This is a genomic window from Pseudomonas sp. LFM046, from assembly GCF_000949385.2.
Taxonomy (GTDB): Bacteria; Pseudomonadota; Gammaproteobacteria; order Pseudomonadales; family Pseudomonadaceae; genus Metapseudomonas.
Window position 1 is genome coordinate 4377396 of the sequence record NZ_JYKO02000001.1, and the last position, 25275, is coordinate 4402670.

The 25275-nt window shown below is 66.2% G+C and carries 18 protein-coding genes and 1 pseudogene; 10 read left to right on the forward strand and 9 right to left on the reverse strand.

Annotation, left to right across the window (positions count from 1 at the left end; genetic code table 11):
- Positions 1–10: 10 nt before the first annotated feature.
- The 3 genes from TQ98_RS20120 to ybaK all read right to left on the reverse strand — a co-directional run bounded on the left by TQ98_RS20120 (position 11) and on the right by ybaK (position 2922).
- Entirely contained in the window at positions 11–793 is a 783-nt protein-coding gene (locus TQ98_RS20120; protein ID WP_044870656.1) for a PhzF family phenazine biosynthesis protein, read from the reverse strand.
- Positions 794–936: 143 nt separating this feature from the next.
- On the reverse strand, positions 937–2424 hold the full coding sequence (gene glpK / locus TQ98_RS20125) for a glycerol kinase GlpK (protein ID WP_044870657.1): 1488 nt from the start codon (positions 2422–2424) through the stop codon (positions 937–939).
- Between the two features lie 27 nt (positions 2425–2451).
- Positions 2452–2922 (reverse strand): Cys-tRNA(Pro) deacylase, encoded by a 471-nt coding sequence (ybaK, locus tag TQ98_RS20130; RefSeq protein WP_044870658.1) that lies wholly within the window; start codon positions 2920–2922, stop codon positions 2452–2454.
- A 101-nt stretch (positions 2923–3023) separates the two neighbouring features.
- Here ybaK and TQ98_RS20135 point away from each other — a divergent pair, with 101 nt between their 5' ends.
- Both TQ98_RS20135 and glpD read left to right on the forward strand, forming a co-directional pair.
- Positions 3024–3782, forward strand: a complete 759-nt coding sequence (locus tag TQ98_RS20135) for a DeoR family transcriptional regulator (protein ID WP_044870659.1) — start codon at positions 3024–3026, stop codon at positions 3780–3782.
- Between the two features lie 137 nt (positions 3783–3919).
- Positions 3920–5449 carry a glycerol-3-phosphate dehydrogenase gene (glpD, locus tag TQ98_RS20140; RefSeq protein WP_103103017.1) on the forward strand — a complete coding sequence of 510 codons (1530 nt, stop codon included), beginning with the start codon at positions 3920–3922 and terminating at the stop codon, positions 5447–5449.
- Between the two features lie 75 nt (positions 5450–5524).
- Here glpD and TQ98_RS20145 read toward each other — a convergent pair whose 3' ends face one another.
- The 5 genes from TQ98_RS20145 to speB form a co-directional block, all read right to left on the reverse strand.
- Entirely contained in the window at positions 5525–6517 is a 993-nt protein-coding gene (locus tag TQ98_RS20145; protein WP_044870660.1) for an alpha/beta hydrolase, read from the reverse strand.
- A gap of 158 nt (positions 6518–6675) precedes the next feature.
- Positions 6676–8361 carry a choline dehydrogenase gene (gene betA, locus TQ98_RS20150; protein WP_103103018.1) on the reverse strand — a complete coding sequence of 562 codons (1686 nt, stop codon included), beginning with the start codon at positions 8359–8361 and terminating at the stop codon, positions 6676–6678.
- 36 nt (positions 8362–8397) lie between these two features.
- Positions 8398–9903, reverse strand: coding sequence for a cytosine permease (locus TQ98_RS20155; protein WP_044872336.1), 1506 nt, complete (start codon positions 9901–9903; stop codon positions 8398–8400).
- A gap of 138 nt (positions 9904–10041) precedes the next feature.
- Complete coding sequence (locus tag TQ98_RS20160; RefSeq protein WP_044872335.1) at positions 10042–11544, reverse strand: aldehyde dehydrogenase family protein; 1503 nt, start codon at positions 11542–11544, stop codon at positions 10042–10044.
- Positions 11545–11564: 20 nt separating this feature from the next.
- Entirely contained in the window at positions 11565–12536 is a 972-nt protein-coding gene (gene speB / locus TQ98_RS20165) for an agmatinase (RefSeq protein ID WP_044872334.1), read from the reverse strand.
- Positions 12537–12691: 155 nt separating this feature from the next.
- Between speB and TQ98_RS20170 the strand changes: the two genes are divergently transcribed.
- The 8 genes from TQ98_RS20170 to lipA all read left to right on the forward strand — a co-directional run bounded on the left by TQ98_RS20170 (position 12692) and on the right by lipA (position 23772).
- Positions 12692–13603 carry a LysR family transcriptional regulator gene (locus TQ98_RS20170; RefSeq protein WP_044872333.1) on the forward strand — a complete coding sequence of 304 codons (912 nt, stop codon included), beginning with the start codon at positions 12692–12694 and terminating at the stop codon, positions 13601–13603.
- 21 nt (positions 13604–13624) lie between these two features.
- Positions 13625–15160: a sigma-54-dependent transcriptional regulator gene (locus TQ98_RS20175; protein ID WP_044872332.1), complete on the forward strand. Its 1536-nt coding sequence runs from the start codon at positions 13625–13627 to the stop codon at positions 15158–15160.
- Positions 15161–15490: 330 nt separating this feature from the next.
- On the forward strand, positions 15491–15868 hold the full coding sequence (gcvH, locus tag TQ98_RS20180; protein ID WP_044872331.1) for a glycine cleavage system protein GcvH: 378 nt from the start codon (positions 15491–15493) through the stop codon (positions 15866–15868).
- Positions 15869–15883: 15 nt separating this feature from the next.
- Entirely contained in the window at positions 15884–18748 is a 2865-nt protein-coding gene (gcvP, locus tag TQ98_RS20185) for an aminomethyl-transferring glycine dehydrogenase (protein WP_103103019.1), read from the forward strand.
- Between the two features lie 82 nt (positions 18749–18830).
- Complete coding sequence (gene glyA, locus TQ98_RS20190; RefSeq protein WP_103103020.1) at positions 18831–20087, forward strand: serine hydroxymethyltransferase; 1257 nt, start codon at positions 18831–18833, stop codon at positions 20085–20087.
- A gap of 21 nt (positions 20088–20108) precedes the next feature.
- Positions 20109–21485, forward strand: a complete 1377-nt coding sequence (locus TQ98_RS20195) for an L-serine ammonia-lyase (protein WP_103103021.1) — start codon at positions 20109–20111, stop codon at positions 21483–21485.
- A 77-nt stretch (positions 21486–21562) separates the two neighbouring features.
- On the forward strand, positions 21563–22687 hold the full coding sequence (gene gcvT / locus TQ98_RS20200) for a glycine cleavage system aminomethyltransferase GcvT (RefSeq protein WP_103103022.1): 1125 nt from the start codon (positions 21563–21565) through the stop codon (positions 22685–22687).
- A gap of 104 nt (positions 22688–22791) precedes the next feature.
- On the forward strand, positions 22792–23772 hold the full coding sequence (gene lipA / locus TQ98_RS20205) for a lipoyl synthase (protein WP_044871391.1): 981 nt from the start codon (positions 22792–22794) through the stop codon (positions 23770–23772).
- 181 nt (positions 23773–23953) lie between these two features.
- Here the strand turns inward: lipA and TQ98_RS20210 are convergent.
- A pseudogene (locus TQ98_RS20210) lies at positions 23954–25183 on the reverse strand (5-methyltetrahydropteroyltriglutamate--homocysteine S-methyltransferase); the annotation flags it as partial.
- Positions 25184–25275: the final 92 nt, after the last annotated feature.

Sequence of the window (25275 nt, forward strand, 5' to 3'; positions counted from 1 at the left end):
GACGACTTTCCTAGACCCACAAACGCCCGCTGGCCACCAGCACCGAATGCCCGGCAATGCTCACCCGGTCGCCATCCAGGCGGCACCAGAGATCGCCGCTGCGGGCCGAGCATTGTTCGGCGCGTAGCACGCGCTTGCCCAGGCGATTAGCCCAATAGGGGATCAGGGCGCAATGGGCGGCTCCGGTCACCGGATCTTCGTCGATGCCGATCACCGGGGCGAAGAAGCGCGAGACGAAGTCGTGCTTCATGCCAGGTGCCGTGATGATCACGCCCGACCAGGGCAGGCGGGCCAGAGCCTTGAAGTCCGGGGTGCATTCACGCACCGCCTGTTCCGAGTCCAGGACCGCCAGCAGGAAGTTGGCACCCAGGGCGTCCACCGGAGCGACGCCCAAGGCATGTTCCAGCTCCAGGGTCACACCCGCCTCATGCGGCACCTGAGCGGGGAAATCCAGGGCCAGGCGGCCCTCCTCCTCGCGAATCACCCGCAGCTCACCGGATTTGCTGGTGAACTCCAGGCGGTCACCCGGCTCCTGGTAGAGCTCGAAAAGCACGTGAGCGCTGGCCAGGGTGGCATGTCCACAAAGCGGCACCTCAGCCTTGGGCGTGAACCAGCGGATATGCCAGACATTGCCCTCCCTCACCAGAAAGGCCGTCTCCGAGAGGTTGTGCTCGGCCGCGATGCGCTGCATGAGCTGGTCGTCGAGCCAGGCGTCAAGTCTGTACACGATCGCCGGGTTACCGCCGAAGGGGCGCTGGGTGAAGGCATCGACCTGGTGGAATTCCAGCTGCATGAAAAAGCACCTCGAAAAAAGAAAAGCGGGTGAATCCAGCATGCCAGCCACGGGCCACCCGCGCGCCATACAGTGGCTGGCAACAATTGCCGGTACAGCCAGATCAGTCTAGCGGAGGCCGGCCATGGTGTTTCGGCGTCCGGTCAACCGCCGCTGCGCACCCGCTTCACGGCATCCAGCCAACCCTCGTAAAGCTTCTTCCTGTGGCCCTCGGCCATGCGAGGCGCAAAGCGCTGCTGGCGATGCCAGTGGCTGGCCACCTCTTCCAGGTCGCGGTACAGCCCCGTCTGCAGACCGGCGAGATAGGCCACGCCCAAAGCGGTGGTCTCAGTCACCTCCGGACGCTCCACGGGTACGCCGAGGATATCCGCGAGGAACTGCATCACCCAGTTGTTCTCCACCATGCCGCCGTCCACCCGCAAGGCGCTGGGCGCGGCCGCACCGTCCTGGGCCATCGCCTCCAGCAGGTCGCGGGTCTGGTAACAGACCGACTGCAGACCGGCGGTGACGATCTCCTTGATGCCCGTGTCGCGGGTCAGGCCGAAGATGGCACCCCGCGCGCGCGGGTCCCAGTAAGGCGCGCCGAGGCCGGTGAAAGCCGGTACCAGATAGACGCCGCAGGCATCCCCGGTCTGCTCGGCCAGGGCCTCGGTATCGCGGGCGTGGCTGATCAGCTTGATGCCGTCGCGCAACCACTGCACCGCCGCGCCGGCGACGAAGATGCTGCCTTCCACGGCATAACTGACCTTGCCGCCCAGGCGGTAGCCCACCGTGGTCAGCAGGCGATTGCGCGAAACAACCGGCTGGTCGCCGGTGTTCTGGATCATGAAGCAGCCGGTGCCATAGGTGCTCTTCACCATGCTCGGCTGGAAACAGGCCTGACCGATCAGCGCGGCCTGCTGGTCACCGGCCATGCCGCGCACCGGGATGCTGGCGCCGAGCAGCGCGGCATCGGTGTCGCCGAACTCGGCGGCGCAATCGAGCACTTCCGGCAGCAGGCTGGCAGGAATGTCGAACAGTCGCAGCAGCTCCGCGTCCCATTGCTGGCTGTGGATATTGAACAGCAGGGTTCGCGAGGCGTTGGTGGCGTCGGTGCGGTGCACCTTGCCGCCGGTCAGGCGCCACAGCAGAAAGCAGTCCACCGTGCCGAAACGCAGCTCGCCGCGCTCTGCACGCTCCCGTGCGCCCGGCACGTTTTCCAGAACCCAGCGCAACTTAGTGGCGGAGAAGTAGGGATCGATCAGCAGGCCGGTGCGATTGGCGACGTCCGTCTCGTGGCCGGCCGCCTTCAGCTCGGCGCAGTAGTCGGCCGTGCGGCGATCCTGCCAGACGATGGCAGGGTGGATCGGCGTACCGGTGGCGGCGTCCCAGACCAGGGTGGTCTCGCGCTGGTTGGTGATGCCGATGGCGGCGATCTCACCGGGATTCAGGCTGCTCTGTTCGATGGCCTCGCGACAGACCTTGAGGGTGGTCAGCCAGATCTCCTCGCCGTCATGCTCCACCCAGCCGTCCTTGGGGAAATACTGCTTGAACTCCTGCTGGGCGCGAGCCACCGGCAGGCCCTGCGCACTGAAGACGATGGCGCGGCTGCTGGTGGTGCCCTGGTCGATGGCGAGCAGGTAGTGGGCCATGGCGATGCTTCCTTGTTGTTATTGGTCTTAAGGGCGGCCGATATCGGCGAAATTGCCTTGAGTGTGAGCGGCCAGGGTGTCGGCGCTCAGTTCGACTTCCAGTCCGCGACGGCCGGCGCTGACATGGATGCTCTCGAAATTGCGGGCGCTGTTGTCGATGAAGGTGCGAAGGCGCTTCTTCTGCCCCAGCGGGCTGATGCCGCCCACGAGATAGCCCGTGGCGCGCTGGGCCTGGTTGGGGTCGGCCATCTCCGCCTTCTTCGCTCCAGCCGCATGGGCCAGGGCCTTGAGATCCAGGCTGCCGGCCACCGGCACCACCGCCACCAGCAGCTCGCCCTTTTCGGTAGCGGCCAACAGCGTCTTGAACACCCGCGCCGGGTCCAGGTTGAGCTTCTCGGCAGCTTCCAGGCCGTAGGACGGCGCCTTGGGATCGTGGTGGTAACTGTGCACTTTGTGCTCAGCCTTGGCTTTTTTCAGCAGATCGATGGCGGGAGTCATGTTCGAATGTGAAAATCCTGCGGCAGATTCGGCGTACCTTAGCGGAAAAGCGGTGATTCGGCAGCACGCCGCTATAATGCCGCGCAAAACTAGGAGCCAGCATGAACCTGGGCCCACGGCAACAAGACATCCTCGACCTCGCCCGCGAGCGCGGCTACGTCAGCATCGACGAGCTGGCCCAGGCCTTCGCCGTCACCCCGCAGACCATTCGCCGCGACATCAATCAACTCGCCGAGCACGGTCTGCTGCGGCGCACCCATGGCGGGGCGGCCAGCGAAGCCTCGAGCATCCAGAACACCGCCTACGCCATGCGCGCCGGGCAGAACCGCGACGAGAAGCAGCGCATCGCCGACGCCGTGGCCGAGTACATCCCGGACAACGCTTCGCTCTTCATCAACATCGGCACCACCACCGAAGCCATCGCCCGCGCGCTCATGGGCCACAAGGGCCTGAAGGTGATCACCAACAACCTGCACGTGGCCGCCCAACTGGCCGACAAGCCCGATTTCGAAGTGCTGGTGGCCGGCGGGACGGTACGCAGCGACGGCGGCATCGTCGGGCAGGCGGCCGTGGATTTCATCCAGCAGTTCAAGGTGGACTACGCCCTGGTGGGCATCAGCGGCATAGACGAAGACGGCAGCCTGCTGGATTTCGACTACCAGGAAGTCCGCGTCTCCCAGGCCATCATCGAGAACGCGCGGCAGGTGTTCCTCGCCGCCGACTCCAGCAAGTTCGGTCGCAACGCCGTGGTGCGCCTGGGCTCCATCGCCCTGGTGGACCGCCTGTTCACCGACCACCAGCCCTCCCCCGCCCTGGCCCGCCTGCTGACCCAGCACAAGGTGCATCTGGAACAGGTCTGACCCCATTCGTTTCCTGTGAATTTCTCATGACCACCTGGCGCGAAAGCGCGCATCAGGCTGGTCATGCTGTGTTCATTCGACTAGGCTATTTTCGAAAATGAACATTGAAAGTTCGATTTCGACCTTGGTGCCTGCCCATGAACCACAACCATTCCCCCATCGCCGAAGTCTATGACCTTGCGGTCGTCGGCGGCGGCATCAATGGCGTCGGCATCGCCGCCGATGCGGCAGGCCGGGGCCTGTCGGTATTTCTCTGCGAGAAGGACGACCTCGCCCAGCACACCTCCTCCGCCAGCAGCAAGCTGATCCACGGCGGCCTGCGCTACCTGGAGCACCACGAATTCCGCCTGGTGCGCGAGGCCCTCGCCGAGCGCGAAGTGCTGCTCGCCAAGGCCCCGCACATCGTCAAGCCGCTGCGTTTCATCCTGCCGCACCGGCCGCACCTGCGCCCAGCCTGGATGATCCGCGCCGGCCTGTTCCTCTACGACCACCTGGGCAAACGCAAGCGCCTGCCCGGTTCCCGTGGCGTGCGCTTCGGGGCAGGCAGTCCGCTGCAATCGGAGATCACCCAAGGCTTCGAGTACTCCGACTGCTGGGTGGACGACGCCCGGCTGGTGGTCCTCAACGCCATGGCTGCCCGCGAACACGGCGCCCATGTGCATACCCGCACCCGCTGTGTCAGTGCCCGGCGCAGCAAGGGGCTCTGGCATATCCATCTGGAGCGGGAAGACGGCAGTCTGCTGTCCATCCGCGCCCGCGCCCTGGTGAATGCCGCCGGCCCCTGGGTGGCACGCTTCATCGAGCAGGACCTCAAGCAAAAAGCCCCCTACGGCATCCGCCTGATCCAGGGCAGTCACATCATCGTGCCGCGCCTGCATGACGGCGAGCAGGCCTACATCCTGCAGAACGAGGACCGCCGCATCGTCTTCGCCATCCCTTATCTGGAGCGCTTCACCCTGATCGGCACCACCGACCGCGAGTACCAGGGCGACCCGGCGAAGGTGGCGATCACGCCTGAAGAGACTCGCTACCTGCTGGACGTGGTCAACCGCCATTTCAAGCACCAGCTCAGTGAGCAGGACATCGTCCACAGCTACGCCGGCGTGCGCCCGCTGTGCAATGACGAGTCAGCCGATCCGTCAGCGGTGACCCGCGACTACACCCTGGCCCTGTCCGCCCACCCTGGCGAAGCACCGCTGCTGTCGGTGTTCGGCGGCAAGCTCACCACCTACCGCAAGCTGGCCGAAGCCGCCCTGCAGCAGCTGCAGCCCTGGTTCCCCTTCGCCAGCGGCCCCTGGACCGCCACTGCCCCGCTACCCGGCGGCGAACAGATGGAAAGCCGCAGCGCCCTGGTGGAAGCCCTCTGCTCCACTTTCGGTTGGCTGCCCACCTCCGTTGCCCGGCGCTGGGCGAATCTTTATGGCAGCCGCTGCTGGCACCTGGTGCGCGGCGTGCAGGAACTGGCCGACCTCGGCGAACACCTGGGCGCCGGGCTGTATGCGCGGGAAGTGGACTACCTCTGCCAGGAGGAATGGGCGATCACCGCCGAAGACATCCTCTGGCGCCGCACCAAGCTGGGCCTGTTCATGAGCCCCGTCCAGCAGGCGCGCCTGGTTCAGTACCTGAAGCACGAGCATCCGCGCCGGCCGAGGGTGGATGCGGCCTGACCATTTACGCTCAATCCTGTAGGGGCGAATGAATTCGCCTCTACATAAGCACTCGAACGCCAACCACAAGGCTGATCAGAGTTGCGCCACATGCCCCTCGGCGCGGCGGTGGGCCATCAGGTGCGGCAGCACGGCTGAGAGCAGCGGCTCCTTGAAGGCCTCCTGGAAGCGATGGGCAAGGCCCGGAATCAGTTTCAGTTCCGAACCCTTGATATGGGCCGCCACATGGACCCCGTGCATCACCGGCAACAGTGGATCGGCAGTGCCGTGCACCACCAGCGTCGGCACCCGCAGGCGATTGAGCAGGTCGACGCGGCTGGGTTCGGCGAGGATGGCCAACATCTGCCGCTGCACGCCTTCAGGATTGAAGGAGCGGTCGTAGGCGCGGGCGGCCTGTTCGACCAACTGTTCGCGATCGTCACTGACCTCCGGACTGCCCAGGGCGGCCAACAGGTCGGCCTGCTGCTGGATGGCCACTTCCCGGCTCGGCGCTTCACGCCGCGCCAGCAGGTCCAGCAGGGCTGCGCTCGGCGCCGGCAGTCCCTGGGCCCCCGAACTGGTCATCACCAGGGTCAGGCTGAGCACCCGTTCCGGCGCCATGTCAGCCAGGTACTGGGCAATCATCCCGCCCATGCTCGCACCCAGCACGTGGGCCTGCTGGATGCCCAGGGCGTCCAGCAAGTGCAGCGAATCAACCGCCATGTCGCGAAGGCCATAGGGCGCCGATACCGGCAGGCCCAGGCGATAACGCACCACTTCATAGGGCAGGTTCACCGACGGCGCCGCACCGATCCAGGCGGACAGGCCGACGTCGCGATTATCGAAGCGAATGACCCGAAAACCGCTCTGGCAGAGCCGCTCCACCACCTCGTCCGGCCAGTGGATCAGTTGCCCGCCCAGTCCCATGATCAGCAGCAACGCCGGGTCCCGCTCGTCTCCCACACTCTGGTACGCCAGGCGCACGTCGGCCAGGTCGACGGTTTCCGTCGGCACGGTCACATCGCAGCGGGCAAAAGCAAAAGAAGGCAGGCCGCAAATGAGCGCGGCGAGCAGGATCAGCACACGCATGTTGGAAATCCAGAACGCAAAACCCCAGTCAGACGCGATTCTGATGAATTCCCGTGATTCGCTCTGCCACAGAACCGTGACAATTTAATGACGAGCGCCGAACGGTCGTTGCCAGGCTCGGGGAGGCGGCTGGCGTGGCCCCCTCCCCGGCCCCGGACTCAGACGCGGACCTGGCGAAGGGGGGCGTTGGTGCGCTGGGCGGTTTCCCAATTGGCGGCCAGGCCCACCGGCATCTCCTCAGGAGCCAGCGGCCTGCGACCGCGCACCAGGTCCGAGGCGCGCTCGGCGAGCATGATGGTGGGCGCGTTGAGGTTGCCGTTGGGCTCGGTGGGGAAGACCGACGAGTCGATCACCCGCAGCCCCTGGATGCCACGGACCCGCAACTCCGAGTCCACCACCGCCATGTCGTCCTCACCCATGCGGCAGGAACCGCAGGGGTGCATGGTGCTTTCCATGTTGGCGCGCACGAAGGCATCGATTTCCTCATCGGTCTGCACATGGGCACCGGGCGCCAGTTCCTCGCCCCGGAAACGGTCCATGGCCGGCTGGCCCAGGATTTCCCGAGTCAGGCGCACGCAGCGACGGAAGCCCTCGCGGTCCTCTTCGCTTTCCAGGTAGTTGAAGCGGATTTCCGGGTGCTGGTAGGGGTCGGCAGACAGGGCATGGACATGGCCCCGGCTCTTCGGCTTGTTGGGGCCGGTCAGCACCATGAAGCCATGGCCCTTGAACGGCTTGTCACCGTCGTAGCGCATCGCCGCCGGCAGGAAATGGAACTGGATGTCCGGCCATTTCAGACCCTGCTCCGAGCGGATGAAGCCGCCCGCCTCGAAGTGGTTGCTGGCCCCCAGGCCGTCCTTGAACAGCAGCCAGCGCAGGCCGATCAGCGCCTTGGCGAACAGGCCCATCTTGCTGTTCAACGTCACCGGCTGCTTGCATTCGTACTGAATGTAGATCTCCGAGTGGTCCTGGAGGTTTTCCCCCACGCCGGGCAGATGATGGCGGACCTCGATGCCGGCTTTCTTCAGAACCTCCTGCGGACCGATGCCGGAACGCTGCAGCAGGTGTGGCGAACCGATGGGCCCCGAGGACACCAGCACTTCGCGATTGCAGTAGACGGTGTGGGTCTGGCCGCCCTGGTCGTATTCCACACCGACGGTGCGTTTGCCATCGAGGAGGATGCGCCGGGTCATGGCGTGGGTGACCACCGTCAGGTTGGGGCGCTCCATGGCCGGCCGCAGGTAGGCGTTGGCGGTGGACCAGCGCACGCCATCCTTCACGGTCATGTGCATGGCGCCGAACCCTTCCTGCATATAGCCATTGCAGTCGTCGGTCTTGATGTAGCCGGCCTGGGCGCCGGCCTCCACCCAGGCCCCATAGAGCGGGTTCTGCATGTTGTTGCCGTTGTTGGTGGACAGCGGGCCGCTGGCGCCCCGGTAGTCGTCGCCACCGAACTTGTAGTTCTCGGCACGCTTGAAGTACGGCAGGCAGTTGCGATAGCCCCAGTTCTTCGCGCCGAGCGACTCCCACTCATCGAAGTCGTAGGCATGGCCACGGATGTAGACCAGACCGTTGATGGAAGACGAGCCGCCAAGCACCTTGCCGCGCGGGCAGTGCAGGCGACGGCCATCCAGGTGCGGTTCGGCCACGGTCTCGTAGCGCCAGTTGTACTTCTTGGTGTTCATCGGGATGGAAAAGGCGCTGGGCATCTGGATCAGCACGCTGCGGTCGCTGCCGCCGAATTCCAGAACCAGCACGGAGGTGCCGGCGTCCTCGGTCAAGCGGTTGGCCAGAACGCAGCCGGCCGAACCCGCACCAATGATGATGTAGTCGTATCTGTTAGCCATGATCTTTCTCGCAATGAAACTGGACGGGCTGGGTGGTTACCAGGCTTTACCCGTCGTGAATTGGGGGGCGTCTTTCTCGATCTGGCGAATGAGGCTTTCCTCTTTCTTCAGGTCGAGCGACAGGCACAGCAGGTAGTAAGCGACACCCGAAACGATCAGGCCGACCAGCCACGCCATGTCCACGCTGCCGATCATCCTGGCCAGCGGGCCGACGTAGACTTCCTCGGCGCCGCTGAAGATGGTGAAGAACGGGATCATCACCACGAAGCCGATCAGGTAGGCGATCAGGCCGCGGCTGCCCCAGTGGCCATAGATGTTGTCGTGCGGCAGGAAGAAGTGCGGGATGGCATAGCGGCCCTTGCGCACGAAGAAGTAGTCGGTGAGGTTCACCGCCGTCCACGGCACCAGGAAATACAGCATCACCACCAGGTACATGTTCAGCATCGACAGGCCCGAACCTGAGGCATTGATGCTGATCGCCACGCCCAGCTGCAGGAGCACCACGAAGAGGATCGCCCAGATGCGCACCCGTGCCGTGGGCTTGATCTTCCTGAACGAGTCCACGCCCGTGATGGTGGTGAGCTTGGCGCTGTAGATGTTCATCGCGATCACCGGCAGGAAGGCCAGGATGGTGATCGCCACCACCACGGTGCCCAACTGCGGGGCGAAGCTGGCGCCGACGCTGTTGAGCGCGACGAGGACATCAGCCGTGCGCAGGTGTTCAGCCAACCAGCCGCCAACCGAGATCATCCAGGCGCCCGAGAGCGAAGCACCGATGAATACAGCCGCGATCAGCTTGCCGCTCGAGGTGTTCTTCGGCAGGTAACGGGAGTAGTCCGAGACATAGGGCGCATAGGCGATGTTGTAGCTGGCGGCGGCGGCGAACTGGGCGACGAAACCGGTCAGGGTGAATCCAAGCTTGACCGTTTCGGCACCATCGGCCGGCGGCGGAGCGGAGGGGACCCATCCCAGCAGTACCGCCATCGTCACCAGCCCATAGAGCGGCAGCGAGAGGAACAACGACCATTTGAAGGTCTTGTGCATCCAGTCATGGCCGAGGATGGCCAGGACCGTGGCAGGCACCGAGACGACCAGGGCGACGGTCATCGGTTCCCAGTGAAACAGCGTCTCCAGCCCTTGCATCATCAACACCAGGTTGACGATGTTGAAGCCGGCGAAGACGAACAGCGTCGCCAGCAACACCAGCACCACACCGCGATAGCCGAACTGGGCGCGGGACTGGATCATCTGCGGCAGGCCGAGGTGCGGCCCCTGCGAGCCGTGGAATGCCATGAACAGGGTGCCGAACATGATGCCCAGGGTGCCGGCGATCATGGTCCAGAACGCGCTCAAACCCACGCTCGGCCCCACGAAGCCGATGGTCATGGTGAAGAAGGTGAAGTTGCCAACGAACCAGAAGGGGCCCTGGGCGGACAGCTTGTCGGTTCTCTCGTTCTCCTGGATGAAATCGATGGAATGGCCTTCGATTTCCAGTCCGCGTTGTCCCTCGGTCGCGGACAGGCTTTGCGATGCTGATTTCATGGTATCTCCGCTCTTATTTTCGTATGGAGTATCACCAGGGTCCGCACCCCGGCAGCCCGTAAGGAACTGCCTGGCAAGGCGGGTGCGGACCGATCATGCGGCGGCAGCGGGGACTGCCGACGCTTCAGCTGAAATCACTTAAGGAAGTGTGATCCACACCGCCTTGGTTTCCAGCAGGTAATCCAGCTGTTCCGACCCGAGGTCCTTGCCGTAGCCCGACTGCTTGTAGCCGCCGAAGGGCATGGAGGGATCGAGGGTGCTGTGGGCGTTGACGTAGACGGTGCCCGCACGCAGGCGCGGGATAAGGCTGTGGACCCGCCCGAGGTCGTTGGAGTAGAGCGCCGCAGCCAGGCCGAACAGCGAATCGTTGGCCAGGGCCAGGGCTTCTTCCTCGGAATCGAAGGGCGCGGTCACCAGCACCGGGCCGAAGATCTCCTCCTGGACGATGCGCATGTCATTGCGGCAGTTGGCGAAGACGGTCGGCTGGACGTAGAAGCCGGGGCCCTCGACGGGTTCGCCGCCGGAATAGAGCTCCGCGCCCTCGGCCTTGCCGGTCTCGATGTACTCCAGCACCCGTTGCTGTTGCTGGCGCGACACCATCGGGCTGATGAAGCAGTCCGGGTCCAGACCGGGGGCGATCTTCAGGGTCGCGGTGTAGTCCGCCAGCTCCTTCAGGAATTCGGCGTAGACGCTGCGGTGGACATAGGCGCGGGTACCGGCGTCGCAAACCTGGCCAGAGTTGAAGAACACACCGTTGGCCACCGCCTGGGCCGCCGCCTTGATATCGGCATCGGCGAAGACGATCACCGGCGACTTGCCGCCCAGTTCCAGGGTCAGGCGCTTCATCTGGTCGATGGCCGCCTTGCCGACCGAGCAGCCCACCGGGGTCGATCCGGTGAAGCTCAACTTGTCGATGCCCGGATGATTGGACATCGCCGCGCCGACCACGCTGCCGCGCCCGGTGACGATGTTCACCACGCCATCGGGAATGTCTGACGCCTGCACCAGCTCGGCAAAACGCAGGGCCGACAGGGAGGTCAGCTCAGCCGGCTTCACCACCACGGTGCAACCCACCGCCAGGGCGGCGCCGAGCTTCCAGGCCATGGTCTGCAGGGGGAAGTTCCAGGGCACGATGACGCCCACCACCCCCACCGGCTCCTTGCGGGTGTAGGCCAGGTAATTGCCCGGCAGCGACGGCTCCACGGTGCGCCCGTGGATCTTGCTGGCCCACCCGGCGAAATAACGGAAGGTGTCGATGGTGCCCTGGATATCCACAGCTCGGGCCTGGGCGACCGACTTGCCCATGTCGATGGACTCGATCTCCGCCAGCTCATCAGCATTGGCCTCGATCAGGTCGGCCAGGCGATGCAGCAGGCGCTCGCGCTCCAGGGGCTTGAGCTGGCTCCAGGCGCCACCGTCGAACTGCGCGCGGGCAGCCTGCACGGCGCGGTCCAGATCGTCTGCGGTGCCCATGGGAATGCGGGTGAGCACGCCACCGGTGGACGGCTCGATCACCTCGGCACTGTCAGCCGACTCCAGCCAGGCGCCGCCGACAAACATCTTCTGGACCTTGCCGAGAAAACGCTGGGTCGCCTCGGACACACCAAATTTCTGCAGATAGTCTTTAACCTTGATGTCCACTCTCTATTCCTCCTGGCCTGTCAGCGGTTGCGGGCGCGTTCGTGGAAGATGAAACCAATGCTGTTCATCAGCAGTTGCGCCGCGAGGATCGAGGTGGCGCCAGTGGGGTCGTAGGCAGGTGCGACCTCTACCAGGTCCATGCCGACGACCCGGCCCTGGCTCCGTTTGGCCAGCGCCTGGATGATCTCCAGCACCTCGTAGTAGAGGAAGCCGCCATGGCTGGGCGTGCCGGTGCCGGGGGCGATGGACGGGTCGAAGCCGTCGATGTCGATGGTGATGTAGTAATCCAGGCCTTCCGGAATCATCGCCATGACGCCTTCCGTGCCCAACCGGCGCACATCGCGCACCGACAGGATCTGCGAACCGGCGGCGCGGGCGGCGTCGTAGTCATCGCGGTTGGAGGAGGACACGTTGCGAATACCCATCTGGGTCATGCCGACGATGTGGTCCAGCTCGGAGGCGCGGCGCAGCGGGTTGCCGTGGCCGTAGCGCACGCCGTGGCGCTCGTCGACGAAGTCCAGGTGGGCATCGAAATGCACGATATGGATGGGCGCGTGGCCCTCGAAGGCCTTGATCACCGGGGCATGGATCGAGTGGTCACCGCCCAGCACCACCGGCATGGCACCGGATTCGAGAATCTTGCGTACGGCGAACTCGATGTTGTCGTTACTGCTGGCCATGTCGGTGTGGACGATGTCCGCATCGCCGACATCCACCATGCGTACCTGGTCTTCGGTCAGGTAAAGGGCATCGTCTTCGTGGTCGTAGGCGCCGGAATGGCCAAAGGAGAAGAGCGTGGAGGCTTCGCGAATACTGCGCGGTCCGAAGCGTGCCCCGGAGCGCCACTGGGTGCCCATGTCATTGGGCGCGCCGAGCACGGCGACGTCCGCGTTTATGGCATCCCAATCGGTGCAGATCGGGGACTTGGCAAAGGTGCAGTGACCTACGAAAGGCAGGTTCAACCGTCCGGATTCATAAGCATTCTTCGACATCGTGGTGCGCCTCGCTTCTTGTTTTCTGTCGTCGGCGAACCGGCTTGGAATTCGCCGTTGCAGGGACTATGGGCGCAGATTTATTTTGTAAAAATGCAAAACATCAGATGCTCATATCGCAGCCTCCGATGTTTCCATCGACTGGGAGGCACACCGTGATCCAGCTGCATGATGTCGACCTGAAGCTCCTCCGCGTCTTCGCCACGATCGTCAAATGTGGGGGCTTTTCCGCCGCCCAGGCCGCGCTCAACGCAGGCCAGTCCACCATCAGCGAGCAGATGAGCCACCTGGAAACCCGCCTCGGGGTCAAGCTCTGCCAGCGTGGCCGCAGCGGCTTCCGCCTGACCGAGCAAGGCGTGGCCATTCACGAGGCGACCCAGCGCCTGCTCTCGGCGGTCGAGGCCTTCTGCATGGACGCCGATGTGCTCAAGCAGAGCATCAGCGGCAAGCTCAACCTCGGCATCATCGACAGCACCCTGACCGACCGCGACTCTCCCCTGCCCCGCGCCACCCAGCGCTTCGTCTCCCGCGGGCATGACGTGCACCTCAGCGTCTACGTCGGCGCACCTGCGGAGTTGGAAGAGCGGGTCCTCGACAACCGCCTGCACCTCGCCATCGGCCACTTTCCGGCACGGGTGTCCGGTCTCAACTACTCGCCGCTGTACCGGGAAGCGCTGGGCCTCTACTGCGGGCGTCATCACCCGCTGTTCAAGAGTTCGCTGAACGGGGCGGCCCTGCGCGAAGCCGTCGGCGCAAGCCGCATCGTGGTACGCGGCTACATGCAGCAGTACGACCTCGACGTGCTCGGCGTGAGCAAGGCGGCGGCCACCGTGGACAACATCGAAGCCCTGGCGATCCTGGTCATATCCGGTGCCTATCTCGGCCTGCTGCCCGTGCACGTAGCCGACCATTGGGTCAGCACCGGAGAAATGCGGCGTCTTCCCATCACTCAGGAGCAGCTGGAATCGCCCTTTGACGTCATCACCCGTCGCGCGGCGCCGCCACCCATCCTCCGTGCCTTCCTCGAAGACCTGACCGCCTGCTCGGGCGGCGTGACCAAGGGCTGACCAGCCAGCAGGCGAAACCCCATGCGCATCCATGTCACTTTCATCGACCGCGTCGGCATCACCCAGGAAGTCCTCGCCCTGCTGGGTGGCCGCAACCTCAACCTCGAAGCCGTGGAGATGATCCCGCCCAACGTCTACATCGACGCCCCCACCCTCGGCCCCGAGGTGCTCGACGAACTGAGCGGTGCATTGCTGGCCGTGCGCGGCGTGCAGGCGGTGAAGATGGTGGACATCCTCCCCGGCCAACGCCGACGCCTGCAGCTCGATGCCCTGCTGGCCGCCGTCAGCGACCCGGTGCTGGCGGTGGACGACAGCGGCCACGTGCTGCTGGCCAACCCCTCGCTGATCGGCCTCTACGGACGCGACCCCACGGGCGAGCCGCTGTCGAACCTGTTCGATGATCCCGGCCTCGCGCAGACCCTGATCGACCGGGGTTTCCGCCTGCCCATGTGCGACGTGGCGTTCAAGGGACAATCACTGCTGCTGGACGCCACCCCGGTCAGCGGTACTGCGGACGCCGGATCGCAGGACCTGGCGGGCGGCCTGCTGACCCTCTACCCGCCCAGTCGCATCGGCGAGCGCCTGGCCTCCCTGCGCCACGAAAGCGGCGAGGGGATGGAAAACCTGCTGGGCAAGTCACCGCCCCTGAAGCAACTCAAGACGCGCCTGCGCAAGGTCGCTCGGCTGGAAGCGCACCTGCTGATTCGCGGCGAAACCGGCACCGGCAAGGAACTGGTGGCCCGTGCCTGCCATGCCCTGAGCGATCGGCGGGATGCCCCGTTCCTGGCCCTGAACTGCGCGGCACTGCCGGAGAGCCTGGCCGAAAGCGAACTCTTCGGTTATTCGGCGGGCGCCTTCACCGGTGCCCAGCGTGGCGGCAAGCCGGGCCTCCTGGAACTGGCCGACGGCGGCACGGTGTTCCTCGACGAGGTTGGCGAGATGTCGCCCTACCTCCAGGCCAAGCTCCTGCGCTTCCTCAGCGACGGCTGCTTCCGCCGGGTCGGCGGCGACCGGGAAGTCCATGTGAATGTGCGGGTCCTCGGCGCCACCCACCGGCACCTGGAACGCATGGTCAGCGAAGGCAGCTTTCGCGAGGACCTGTTCTATCGCCTCAACGTGCTCAACCTGGATGTGCCGCCGCTACGCGAACGCGGTCAGGACATCCTCCTGCTCGCCGAGCACTTCCTCGACCAGGCCTGCGCGCAGATCCAGCGCCCGTCCTGCCGCCTGGCCCCGGCCACCTACCCGGTGCTGCTGGGCAATCGCTGGTCGGGCAACGTGCGCCAGTTGCAGAACGTGATCTTCCGCGCCGCCGCCATCAGCGAAGGCGACCTCATCGACTGCGACAGCCTGGAGCTTGCCGGCACCGCCCTCGGCACGCCCCAGGCCGATCCCCTGGCGATCACCAGCCTGGAGGACGCGGTGCAGGGCTTCGAGAAAAACCTGCTGCAGCAGCTCTATGCCGCCTACCCTTCGACACGGCAATTGGCGGCTCGGCTGAACACCTCCCACACCGCCATCGGCCAGCGGTTGAGGAAATACGGCATCTCCCGTTAGGACTGGCGTAGGGCCGCTTTTCCTGTGGGGTCGAATGAATTCGACCCCTACACGTCCTCTGCCCCGGTTCGATTCCATTCCAGTGGAGCGATTTCGCTCCATTTGCCTGAAACCCTCAGATTTCGGGAGCTTCCCGCATCCGCCCCGGCAGAAGGGCCAACTCGACCCGGAGCGATATCGTTCCATCCATTGGCTCACCGACGTCGACAAAACCCATCAAACCATTGATTTACAAGGACTTCCAAGAGTTGGCACCCACCTTGCTCTTGTTCCATCAGCCGAGCCGGATTCCAGCGCTCGGGACCCAACCTGATAACAAGAGGAAGATCCATGACCACTCTGCGTTTCACTCCCGAGCACGAATGGCTGCGCATCGAAGCAACCGGTGAAGTCACCGTCGGCATCACCAGCTTCGCCCAGGAAGCCCTCGGCGACGTGGTATTCGTCCAGCTGCCCGACGCCGGCCGCTACGAGCAGGGCGCGGAAGTCGCCGTGCTGGAATCGGTGAAGGCCGCCAGCAACATCGTCATGCCCCTGGACGGTGAAGTGGTCGAAGTGAACCAGGCCCTGGCCGACAGCCCCGAACTGGTCAACGAAGCGCCCATGGACGGCGGCTGGTTCTTCCGCATCCGCCTGGACGATCCGGAGGCCCTTGCCGGCCTGATGGACCAGGCTGACTACGACGCCTTCCTCGCCGACAACGCCTGAGCCGGAGGAGCCGCCATGAGCCTCGCCCAATTCCCCCTGGACACGCGCAACGAGTTCGTCCCGCGCCATATCGGTCCCCGTGACGCTGACGTCCAGGCCATGCTGGAACTGCTCGGTTTCGACGGCCTGGACGCGATGATCGCCAGCGTGGTGCCCGACAGCATCAAGGGCACCAGCGTACTCGACCTGCCGGCCGGCCAGGGCGAGGCCGAAGCCCTCGCCGCGATCAAGGCCATCGCCAGCAAGAACCAGCTGTTCAAGAGCTACATCGGCCAGGGCTACTACCCCTGCCACACCCCCAGCCCGATCCTGCGCAACCTGCTGGAAAACCCGGCCTGGTACACCGCCTACACCCCCTACCAGCCGGAAATCTCCCAGGGCCGCCTGGAAGCCCTGCTGAACTTCCAGACCCTGGTCAGCGACCTCGCCGGCCTGCCGGTGGCCAACGCCTCGCTGCTCGACGAAGGCACCGCCGCCGCCGAAGCCATGACCTTCTGCAAGCGCCTGGCGAAGAACAAGGCCAGTAACGCCTTCTTCGCCTCGCAGCACTGCCACCCGCAGACCCTCGACGTGCTGCGCACCCGCGCCGAGCCGCTGGGCATCGAGGTGGTGATCGGCGACGAGCGCGAGCTGACCGACGCCAGCGCCTACTTCGGCGCCCTGCTGCAGTACCCGGCCGCCAACGGCGACCTCTTCGACTACCGCGAACTGGTGGCGCGCTTCCACGCCGTGGGCGCGCTGGTGGCGGTGGCCGCCGACCTGCTGGCGCTGACCCTGCTGACCCCGCCCGGCGAGTTCGGCGCCGACGTCGCCCTCGGCAGCGCCCAGCGCTTCGGCGTGCCGCTCGGCTTCGGCGGCCCGCACGCGGCCTACTTCGCCACCCGCGACGCGTTCAAGCGCGACATGCCCGGCCGCCTGGTCGGCGTCTCCATCGACCGCCACGGCCAGCCGGCCCTGCGCCTGGCCATGCAGACCCGCGAGCAGCACATCCGCCGCGAGAAGGCCACCAGCAACATCTGCACCGCGCAGGTGCTGCTGGCCAACATCGCCAGCATGTACGCCGTCTACCACGGCCCGCAGGGCCTGACCCGCATCGCCCAGCGCGTGCACCAGCTGACCGCGATCCTCGCCGCGGGCCTGACCCAGCTCGGCGTGACCGTCGAGCAGGAAGCCTTCTTCGACACCCTGACCCTGGCCACCGGCAGCCAGACCGCCGAGCGCCACGCCCAGGCCCGTGCCCAGCGCCTCAACCTGCGCGAAGTGGACGCCGCGCGCCTCGGCCTGTCGCTGGACGAAACCACCACCCCGGCCGACGTCGAGCAGCTCTGGGCGCTGTTCGCCGACGGCCAGGCCCTGCCGGTCTTCGCCGAGCTGGCCGCCCGCGTCGGCAGCCGCCTGCCGGCCGCCCTGAGGCGCCAGAGCGCCATCCTCAGCCACCCGGTGTTCAACCGCTACCACTCGGAAACCGAGCTGATGCGCTACCTGCGCAAGCTCGCCGACAAGGACCTGGCGCTGGACCGCAGCATGATCCCGCTGGGCTCCTGCACCATGAAGCTGAACGCCGCCAGCGAAATGATCCCGGTGACCTGGGCCGAGTTCGGCGCGCTGCACCCCTTCGCCCCGGCCGAGCAGTCCCAGGGCTACCATGAGCTGACCAGCGAGCTGGAAGCCATGCTCTGCCAGGCCACCGGCTATGACGCCGTGTCGCTGCAGCCGAACGCCGGCTCCCAGGGCGAATACGCCGGCCTGCTGGCGATCCGCGCCTACCACCACAGCCGCGGCGACGACCAGCGCGACATCTGCCTGATCCCGCAATCGGCCCACGGCACCAACCCGGCCACCGCCGCCATGGTCGGCATGCGCGTGGTGGTCACCGCCTGCGACGCCCGCGGCAACGTCGACCTCGCCGACCTCAAGGCCAAGGCCGAGGAACACCAGGAGCGCCTCGCCGCGCTGATGATCACCTACCCGTCGACCCACGGCGTGTTCGAGGAAGGCATCCGCGAGATCTGCGCGATCATCCACGCCAACGGCGGCCAGGTGTACATCGACGGCGCCAACATGAACGCCATGGTCGGTCTCTGCGCCCCGGGCCAGTTCGGCGGCGACGTCTCCCACCTGAACCTGCACAAGACCTTCTGCATCCCCCACGGCGGCGGCGGCCCGGGCGTCGGCCCGATCGGCGTGAAGGCGCACCTGGCGCCCTTCCTGCCCGGCCACGCGCACATGGCGCGCAAGGACGGCGCAGTGAGCGCCGCGCCCTTCGGCAGCGCCAGCATCCTGCCGATCACCTGGATGTACATCCGCCTGATGGGCGGCGAGGGCCTGCGCCGCGCCACCCAGCTGGCGATCCTCAACGCCAACTACATCGCCCGCCGCCTGGAGGAGCACTACCCGGTGCTCTACACCGGCAGCAACGGCCTGGTGGCCCACGAGTGCATCCTCGACCTGCGCCCGCTCAAGGAGACCAGCGGCATCAGCGTCGACGACGTCGCCAAGCGCCTGATCGACTTCGGCTTCCACGCCCCGACCATGAGCTTCCCGGTGCCCGGCACGCTGATGATCGAGCCCACCGAGAGCGAATCGAAGGAAGAGCTGGACCGCTTCTGCGACGCCATGATCCGCATCCGCGAGGAAATCCGCGCGGTGGAGAACGGCGAACTGGACAAGGACGACAACCCGCTGAAGAACGCCCCGCACACCGCCCGCGAACTGGTCGGCGAGTGGACCCACCACTACAGCCGCGAACTGGCCGTGTACCCCACCGCCAGCCTGGTGGACGGCAAGTACTGGCCGCCGGTGGGCCGCGTGGACAACGTCTACGGCGACCGCAACCTGGTCTGCGCCTGCCCGTCCATCGAGGCCTATATGGACGCCTGACGGCAGCCATTCCTTGTAGGGGCGAATTCATTCGCCCCTACAAGGAAGCTTCCAACCCATTCGAACAAGAAGGAATCCGACCATGTTCCACAAGAGCCTGACCCTCTCCGATTTCGACCCCGCCCTGGCCGAGGCCATCCACCAGGAAGCCGTGCGCCAGGAAGACCACATCGAGCTGATCGCCTCGGAGAACTACACCAGCCCGCAGGTGATGGAAGCCCAAGGCTCCGTGCTGACCAACAAGTACGCCGAAGGCTATCCGGGCAAGCGCTACTACGGTGGCTGCGAGTTCGTCGACAAGGTCGAGCAACTGGCCATCGACCGCGCCAAGCAGCTGTTCGGCGCCGACTACGCCAACGTCCAGCCGCACTCCGGCTCCCAGGCCAACAGCGCCGTCTACCTGGCCCTGCTGCAGGCCGGCGACACCATCCTCGGCATGAGCCTGGCCCACGGCGGCCACCTGACCCACGGTGCCAAGGTCTCCTCCTCCGGCAAGCTGTACAACGCCGTGCAGTACGGCCTGGACACCGCCACCGGCCTGATCGATTACGACGAGGTCGAGCGCCTGGCCGTCGAGCACAAGCCGAAGATGATCGTTGCCGGCTTCTCCGCCTACTCCAAGACCCTCGACTTCCCGCGCTTCCGCGCCATCGCTGACAAAGTGGGTGCGCTGCTGTTCGTCGACATGGCCCACGTCGCCGGCCTGGTGGCCGCTGGCCTGTACCCGAACCCGCTGCCCTACGCCGACGTGGTCACCACCACCACCCACAAGACCCTGCGCGGTCCGCGTGGCGGCCTGATCCTGGCCAGGTCCAACGAAGAGATCGAGAAGAAGCTGAACGCCGCGGTCTTCCCCGGCGCCCAGGGCGGCCCGCTGATGCACGTGATCGCCGCCAAGGCGGTGTGCTTCAAGGAAGCGCTGGAACCCGGCTTCAAGGACTACCAGGCCCAGGTGATCAAGAACGCCCAGGCCATGGCCGGCGTGTTCATCAAGCGCGGCTACGACGTGGTTTCCGGCGGCACCGACAACCACCTGTTCCTGGTCAGCCTGATCAAGCAGGGCAAGACCGGCAAAGAGGCGGACGCCGCCCTCGGCCGCGCCGGCATCACCGTGAACAAGAACGCCGTACCGAACGACCCGCAGTCGCCCTTCGTGACCTCGGGCATCCGCATCGGCACCCCGGCGGTGACTACCCGTGGGTTCGAGTTGCCGGAGTGCCGGGCCCTGGCCAGTTGGATCTGCGACATCCTCGACCACCTCGGCGATGCCGATGTCGAGGCCCAGGTGGCGCGCCAGGTGGCGGCGCTGTGCGCCCGTTTCCCGGTGTACCCGGCCTGATCCCTGTCCGGGAGTCGAGATATGTCGCTAAGCGTTTTCGATCTGTTCAAGGTGGGCATCGGCCCCTCCAGCTCCCACACCGTGGGGCCGATGCGCGCCGCCGCGCGCTTCGCCCTCGGGTTGAAGTCGGACGGGCTGCTGGGCCGGGTGGCGAGCGTCCGGGCGGAGCTGTACGGCTCCCTCGGTGCCACCGGCAAGGGCCACGGCAGCGACAAGGCCGTGCTGCTGGGCCTTGAGGGGGAGCTTCCAGACGTGGTGGACACCAGCACAGTGGATCTGCGTCTGGCGACCATCCGGGAAGTCGGGTCCATCAACCTCCTGGGCGAACAACCGATCCGTTTCGTGGAAAAGGAGCACCTGGCGATGATTCGCAAGCCGCTCCCCTACCACCCCAACGGCATGATCTTCCGCGCCTTCGACGACGCCGGTATCCAGATCCGCGCCCGCGAGTACTACTCGGTGGGCGGCGGCTTCGTGGTCGACGAGGAAGCCGCCGGCCTCGACCGCATCGTCGAGGACCGCACGCCGCTGCCCTACCCGTTCAAGACCGCCAAGGACCTGCTTGCCCACTGCACCGCCACCGGGCTGTCGATCAGCAGCCTGATGCGCGAGAACGAACAGGCCTGGCGCCGCCCGGAGGAGACCAGCGCCGGGCTGCTGAAGATCTGGCGGGTGATGCAGGACTGCGTGACCGCCGGCTGCCGCAAGGAAGGCATCATGCCCGGCGGGCTCAAGGTCAAGCGCCGCGCCGCCGCGCTGTACCGCCAGCTCAGCGAGCACCCGGAGGCCAACCTCAAGGACAGCCTGTCGGTGCTCGACTGGGTCAACCTCTACGCGCTGGCGGTGAACGAGGAGAACGCCACCGGCGGCCGCGTGGTCACCGCGCCCACCAACGGCGCGGCCGGCATCGTCCCGGCGGTGCTGCACTACTACAGCCGCTTCGTCCCCGGCGCCAACGACGACGGCGTCGAGCGCTTCCTGCTCACCGCCGCCGCGATCGGCATCCTCTACAAGGAGAACGCCTCGATCTCCGGTGCCGAGGTCGGCTGCCAGGGCGAAGTGGGCGTGGCCTGCTCGATGGCCGCCGGCGCGCTCTGCGAAGTCCTCGGCGGCACCCCGCAGCAGGTGGAGAACGCCGCCGAGATCGGCATGGAACACAACCTCGGCCTCACCTGCGACCCGGTCGGCGGCCTGGTCCAGGTGCCCTGCATCGAGCGCAACGCGATGGGTTCGGTGAAGGCGATCAACGCCGCGCGCATGGCCCTGCGCGGCGACGGCCAGCACTTCATCTCGCTGGACAAGGTGATCCGCACCATGCGCCAGACCGGCGCCGACATGAAGAGCAAGTACAAGGAAACCGCTCGCGGCGGCCTCGCCGTGAACATCATCGAATGCTGAGCAACCGTCCGTAGGGTGCGCCGCGCGCACCACAGACGTTCATCGGTGCGCATGGCGCACCCTACTGGAGATTCCGCGTGACTACCGAAACCCTCGCCCAAACCCCGCTGCACGCCCTGCACCTCGAACTCGGCGCGCGCATGGTGCCCTTCGCCGGCTACGACATGCCGGTGCAGTACCCCCTCGGCGTGCTCAAGGAGCACCTGCACACCCGCGCGCAGGCCGGCCTGTTCGACGTCTCGCACATGGGCCAGATCCGCCTGCGCGGCGAGCACGCCGCCCAGGCCCTGGAAAGCCTGGTGCCGGTGGACATCCTCGACCTGCCGGTCGGCCTGCAGCGCTACGCGCTGTTCACCGACGCCAACGGCGGCATCCTCGACGACCTGATGGTCGCCCGCCTGGCCGACGACGAGCTGTTCCTGGTGGTCAACGCCGCCTGCAAGGCGCAGGACCTGGCCCACCTGCAGGCGAAGATCGGCGAGCAGTGCGCCATCGAGTCGCTGTTCGACAGCCGCGCCCTGCTCGCCCTGCAAGGGCCGGCCGCCGCCACGGTGCTCGGCCGCCTGGCGCCGGAGGTGCAGGCGATGACCTTCATGCAGTTCCGCGCCGTGCGCCTGGCCGGCGTCGACTGCTACGTCAGCCGCTCCGGCTACACCGGCGAGGACGGCTACGAGATCTCCGTGCCCGTGGCCGACGCCGACGCCCTGGCCCGTGCCCTGCTGGCGCAGCCGGAAGTCCAGCCGATCGGTCTCGGCGCGCGCGACTCGCTGCGCCTGGAAGCCGGCCTGTGCCTCTACGGCCACGACATGAGCAGCGCCACCACGCCGGTCGAGGCCAGCCTCACCTGGGCCATCTCCAAGGCCCGCCGCGCCGACGGCGTGCGCGCCGGCGGCTTCCCCGGCGCCGCGCAGGTATTCGCCCAGCAGCAGGCCGGCGTGGCGCGCAAGCGCGTCGGCCTGCTGCCGCAGGAGCGCGTGCCGGTGCGCGAAGGCGCGGAGATCGTCGACGCCGACGGCGCGGTGATCGGCCAGGTGTGCAGCGGCGGCTTCGGCCCCAGCCTGGGCGCGCCGGTGGCCCTGGGTTACCTGGACGTCGCGCATGCCGCCCTGGACCACGAAGTCTGGGCCGTCGTGCGCGGCAAGCGGGTGGCCATGAAAGTGGCCAAGACCCCCTTCGTGCCGCAGCGCTATTACCGCGGCTGAAGACGTGCGCCTTCCTTGAACGGGTAGGAGCGAGCTCTGCTCGCGAAGCTGTTCGCGAGCAGAGCTCGCTCCTACAAAAAACGCCGAGCCTTCGGAGCAAGAAAATGACCGAACCCCAGATCACCCCGCGTCCGCAGCCCTTGCAGGCTGGCGTCAAACTGCGCGGTGCCGAGAAGGTGGCGCGCATTCCGGTGAAGATCATTCCCACCGAGGACGTGCCACGCAAGCCGGACTGGATACGGGTGCCCATCGCCGCCTCGCCGGAAGTGGCCCGGATCAAGCAGCTGCTGCGCCAGCACAAGCTGCACAGCGTCTGCGAGGAAGCCTCCTGCCCGAACCTGGGCGAATGCTTCTCCGGCGGCACCGCCACCTTCATGATCATGGGCGACATCTGCACCCGTCGCTGCCCCTTCTGTGACGTCGGCCACGGCCGGCCAAAACCGCTCGACCCGGACGAGCCGAAGAACCTCGCGGTGGCCATCGCCGACCTGCGCCTGAAGTACGTGGTGATCACCTCGGTGGACCGCGACGACCTGCGCGACGGCGGTGCCCAGCACTTCGTCGACTGCCTGCGGGAAATCCGCAAACTGTCCCCCGGCATCCAGCTGGAAACCCTGGTGCCGGACTACCGCGGCCGCATGGACGTGGCGCTCGCCATCACCGAGCAGGAACCGCCGGATGTGTTCAACCACAACCTGGAAACCGTGCCGCGCCTCTACAAGGCCGCGCGTCCGGGCTCGGACTTCGAGTGGTCGCTGGACCTCTTGGAGAACTTCAAGCATCGCGTGCCCCACGTGCCGACCAAGTCCGGCCTGATGCTCGGTCTGGGCGAGACGGACGACGAAGTGATCGAGGTGATGCAGCGCATGCGCGAGCACAACATCGACATGCTGACCCTCGGCCAGTACCTGCAACCGTCGCGCAGCCACCTGCCGGTGCAGCGTTTCGTCCACCCGGACACCTTCGCCTGGTTCGCCGAGAAGGGTGCCGAGATGGGCTTTGCGAACGTGGCGTCCGGCCCCCTGGTGCGCTCCTCGTACCACGCCGACCAGCAAGTCCACCGGGCCAGGAAAGACGATCTGTAGGGTGCGCCATGCGCAGCGGCGGTTCGAGGGGGCAGTCCCAGAGGGTGGATGGTGCGTTTTCCATCCACCAACGGCGCTATACCCGGCCTCGAATGGTGGACCGGTGAAGCGTGGTCCACCCTACGGCTGGCTACCGATACAACGCTCGCCCGGTCGTTTGAGGGGACGAATTCATTGGCAAAAGCAGGCTCAGACGCGCCTGCACCTCCGCATTGTGGATGCGCGGCGACGCGGCGCGGCTTGCTTGTGCGGCACGGTTGAGGGCCAGGGCGTCCAGCACCTCGGGGGCTTCCGGCTCGGCCAGCGCGCGAGCCAGCAGCGCAACCTCTTCGCACTTCTGCACGGCGAAGGCCAACCAGCCTTTCAGTTCGGCATCCAGCGGGTCTTCGCCGGAAAGGTCTACCGGGCAGTGCAGCAGGGAGCAGGATGGCGCCACCCAGAGGCGCTCACCGAGACGTTCATGGGCATGACGCAGCACATCGAGCGTTTTCTCCAGGTCGCAGCGCCAGATGTCGCGGCCGTTCACCACGCCCAGGGACAACACTTTGTAGGCCGGCAGGCGGTCAAGGATGGTGGGGAACTGCTCGGGGGCGCTGACCAGGTCGATGTGCAGGCCGTCCACCGGCAGGCTGGCGGCCAGGCCGAGGTTGTCCGCCAGGCCGCCGAAATAGGTGGCGATGAGTTTTTTCAGCGGGTCGCGCTGGATCAGGTTGTAGGCACGCTCGAAGGCGGTCCTCCAGTCCTGGGGCAGCTCCAGCGCCAGGATGGGTTCATCGATCTGCACCCACTCCACGCCCTGGTCGGCCAGCCGCTGGAAGATTTCGCCATAGACCGGCAGCAGGCGCTCCAGCAGGTCCAGCTTGTCGAAGCCCTCGGTTTCAGCGCCAGCCCCCTTGGCCTTGCCCAGCCAGAGGTAGGTCAGCGGGCCGATCACCACCGGCTTGACGGCGTGTCCCAGTGCCTTGGCTTCCTCCACCTCCTCGAACAGTTGCTCCCAGCTCAGGGCGAACTGCTGGTCGACGGAAAACTCCGGGACCAGGTAGTGGTAGTGGGTATCGAACCACTTGGTCATCTCTTGGGCACGGGCGCCGCCGCCCCCGGTGCTAGCACCACGGGCCATGGCGAACAGGGTCTCCAGGCCCGGCTTGCCGCTCGCCGGGCGGAAGCGCTCAGGGATGACGCCGAAGGTGAGGGAATGGGTCAGCACCTGGTCATACCAGGCGAAATCGCCTACCGGCAGCAGCTCGATGCCGGCGTCCTTCTGCAACTGCCAGTGCGCGGCACGCAGCTGGCGGCCGACGGTGCGCAGGCCGGCTTCATCCAGTTCGCCCTTCCAGAAGGCTTCGAGGGCCTTCTTCAGTTCGCGGTCTCGGCCGATGCGCGGGAAGCCGAGGGAATGGGACAGGGCCATGTGTCGAATCTCCAAACAGTTGATGGAGGTGATTGTCGACAGCCAGGGGCACTTGAGACAAACTCAACAAATTCGTGTTCATCTCAAATTTT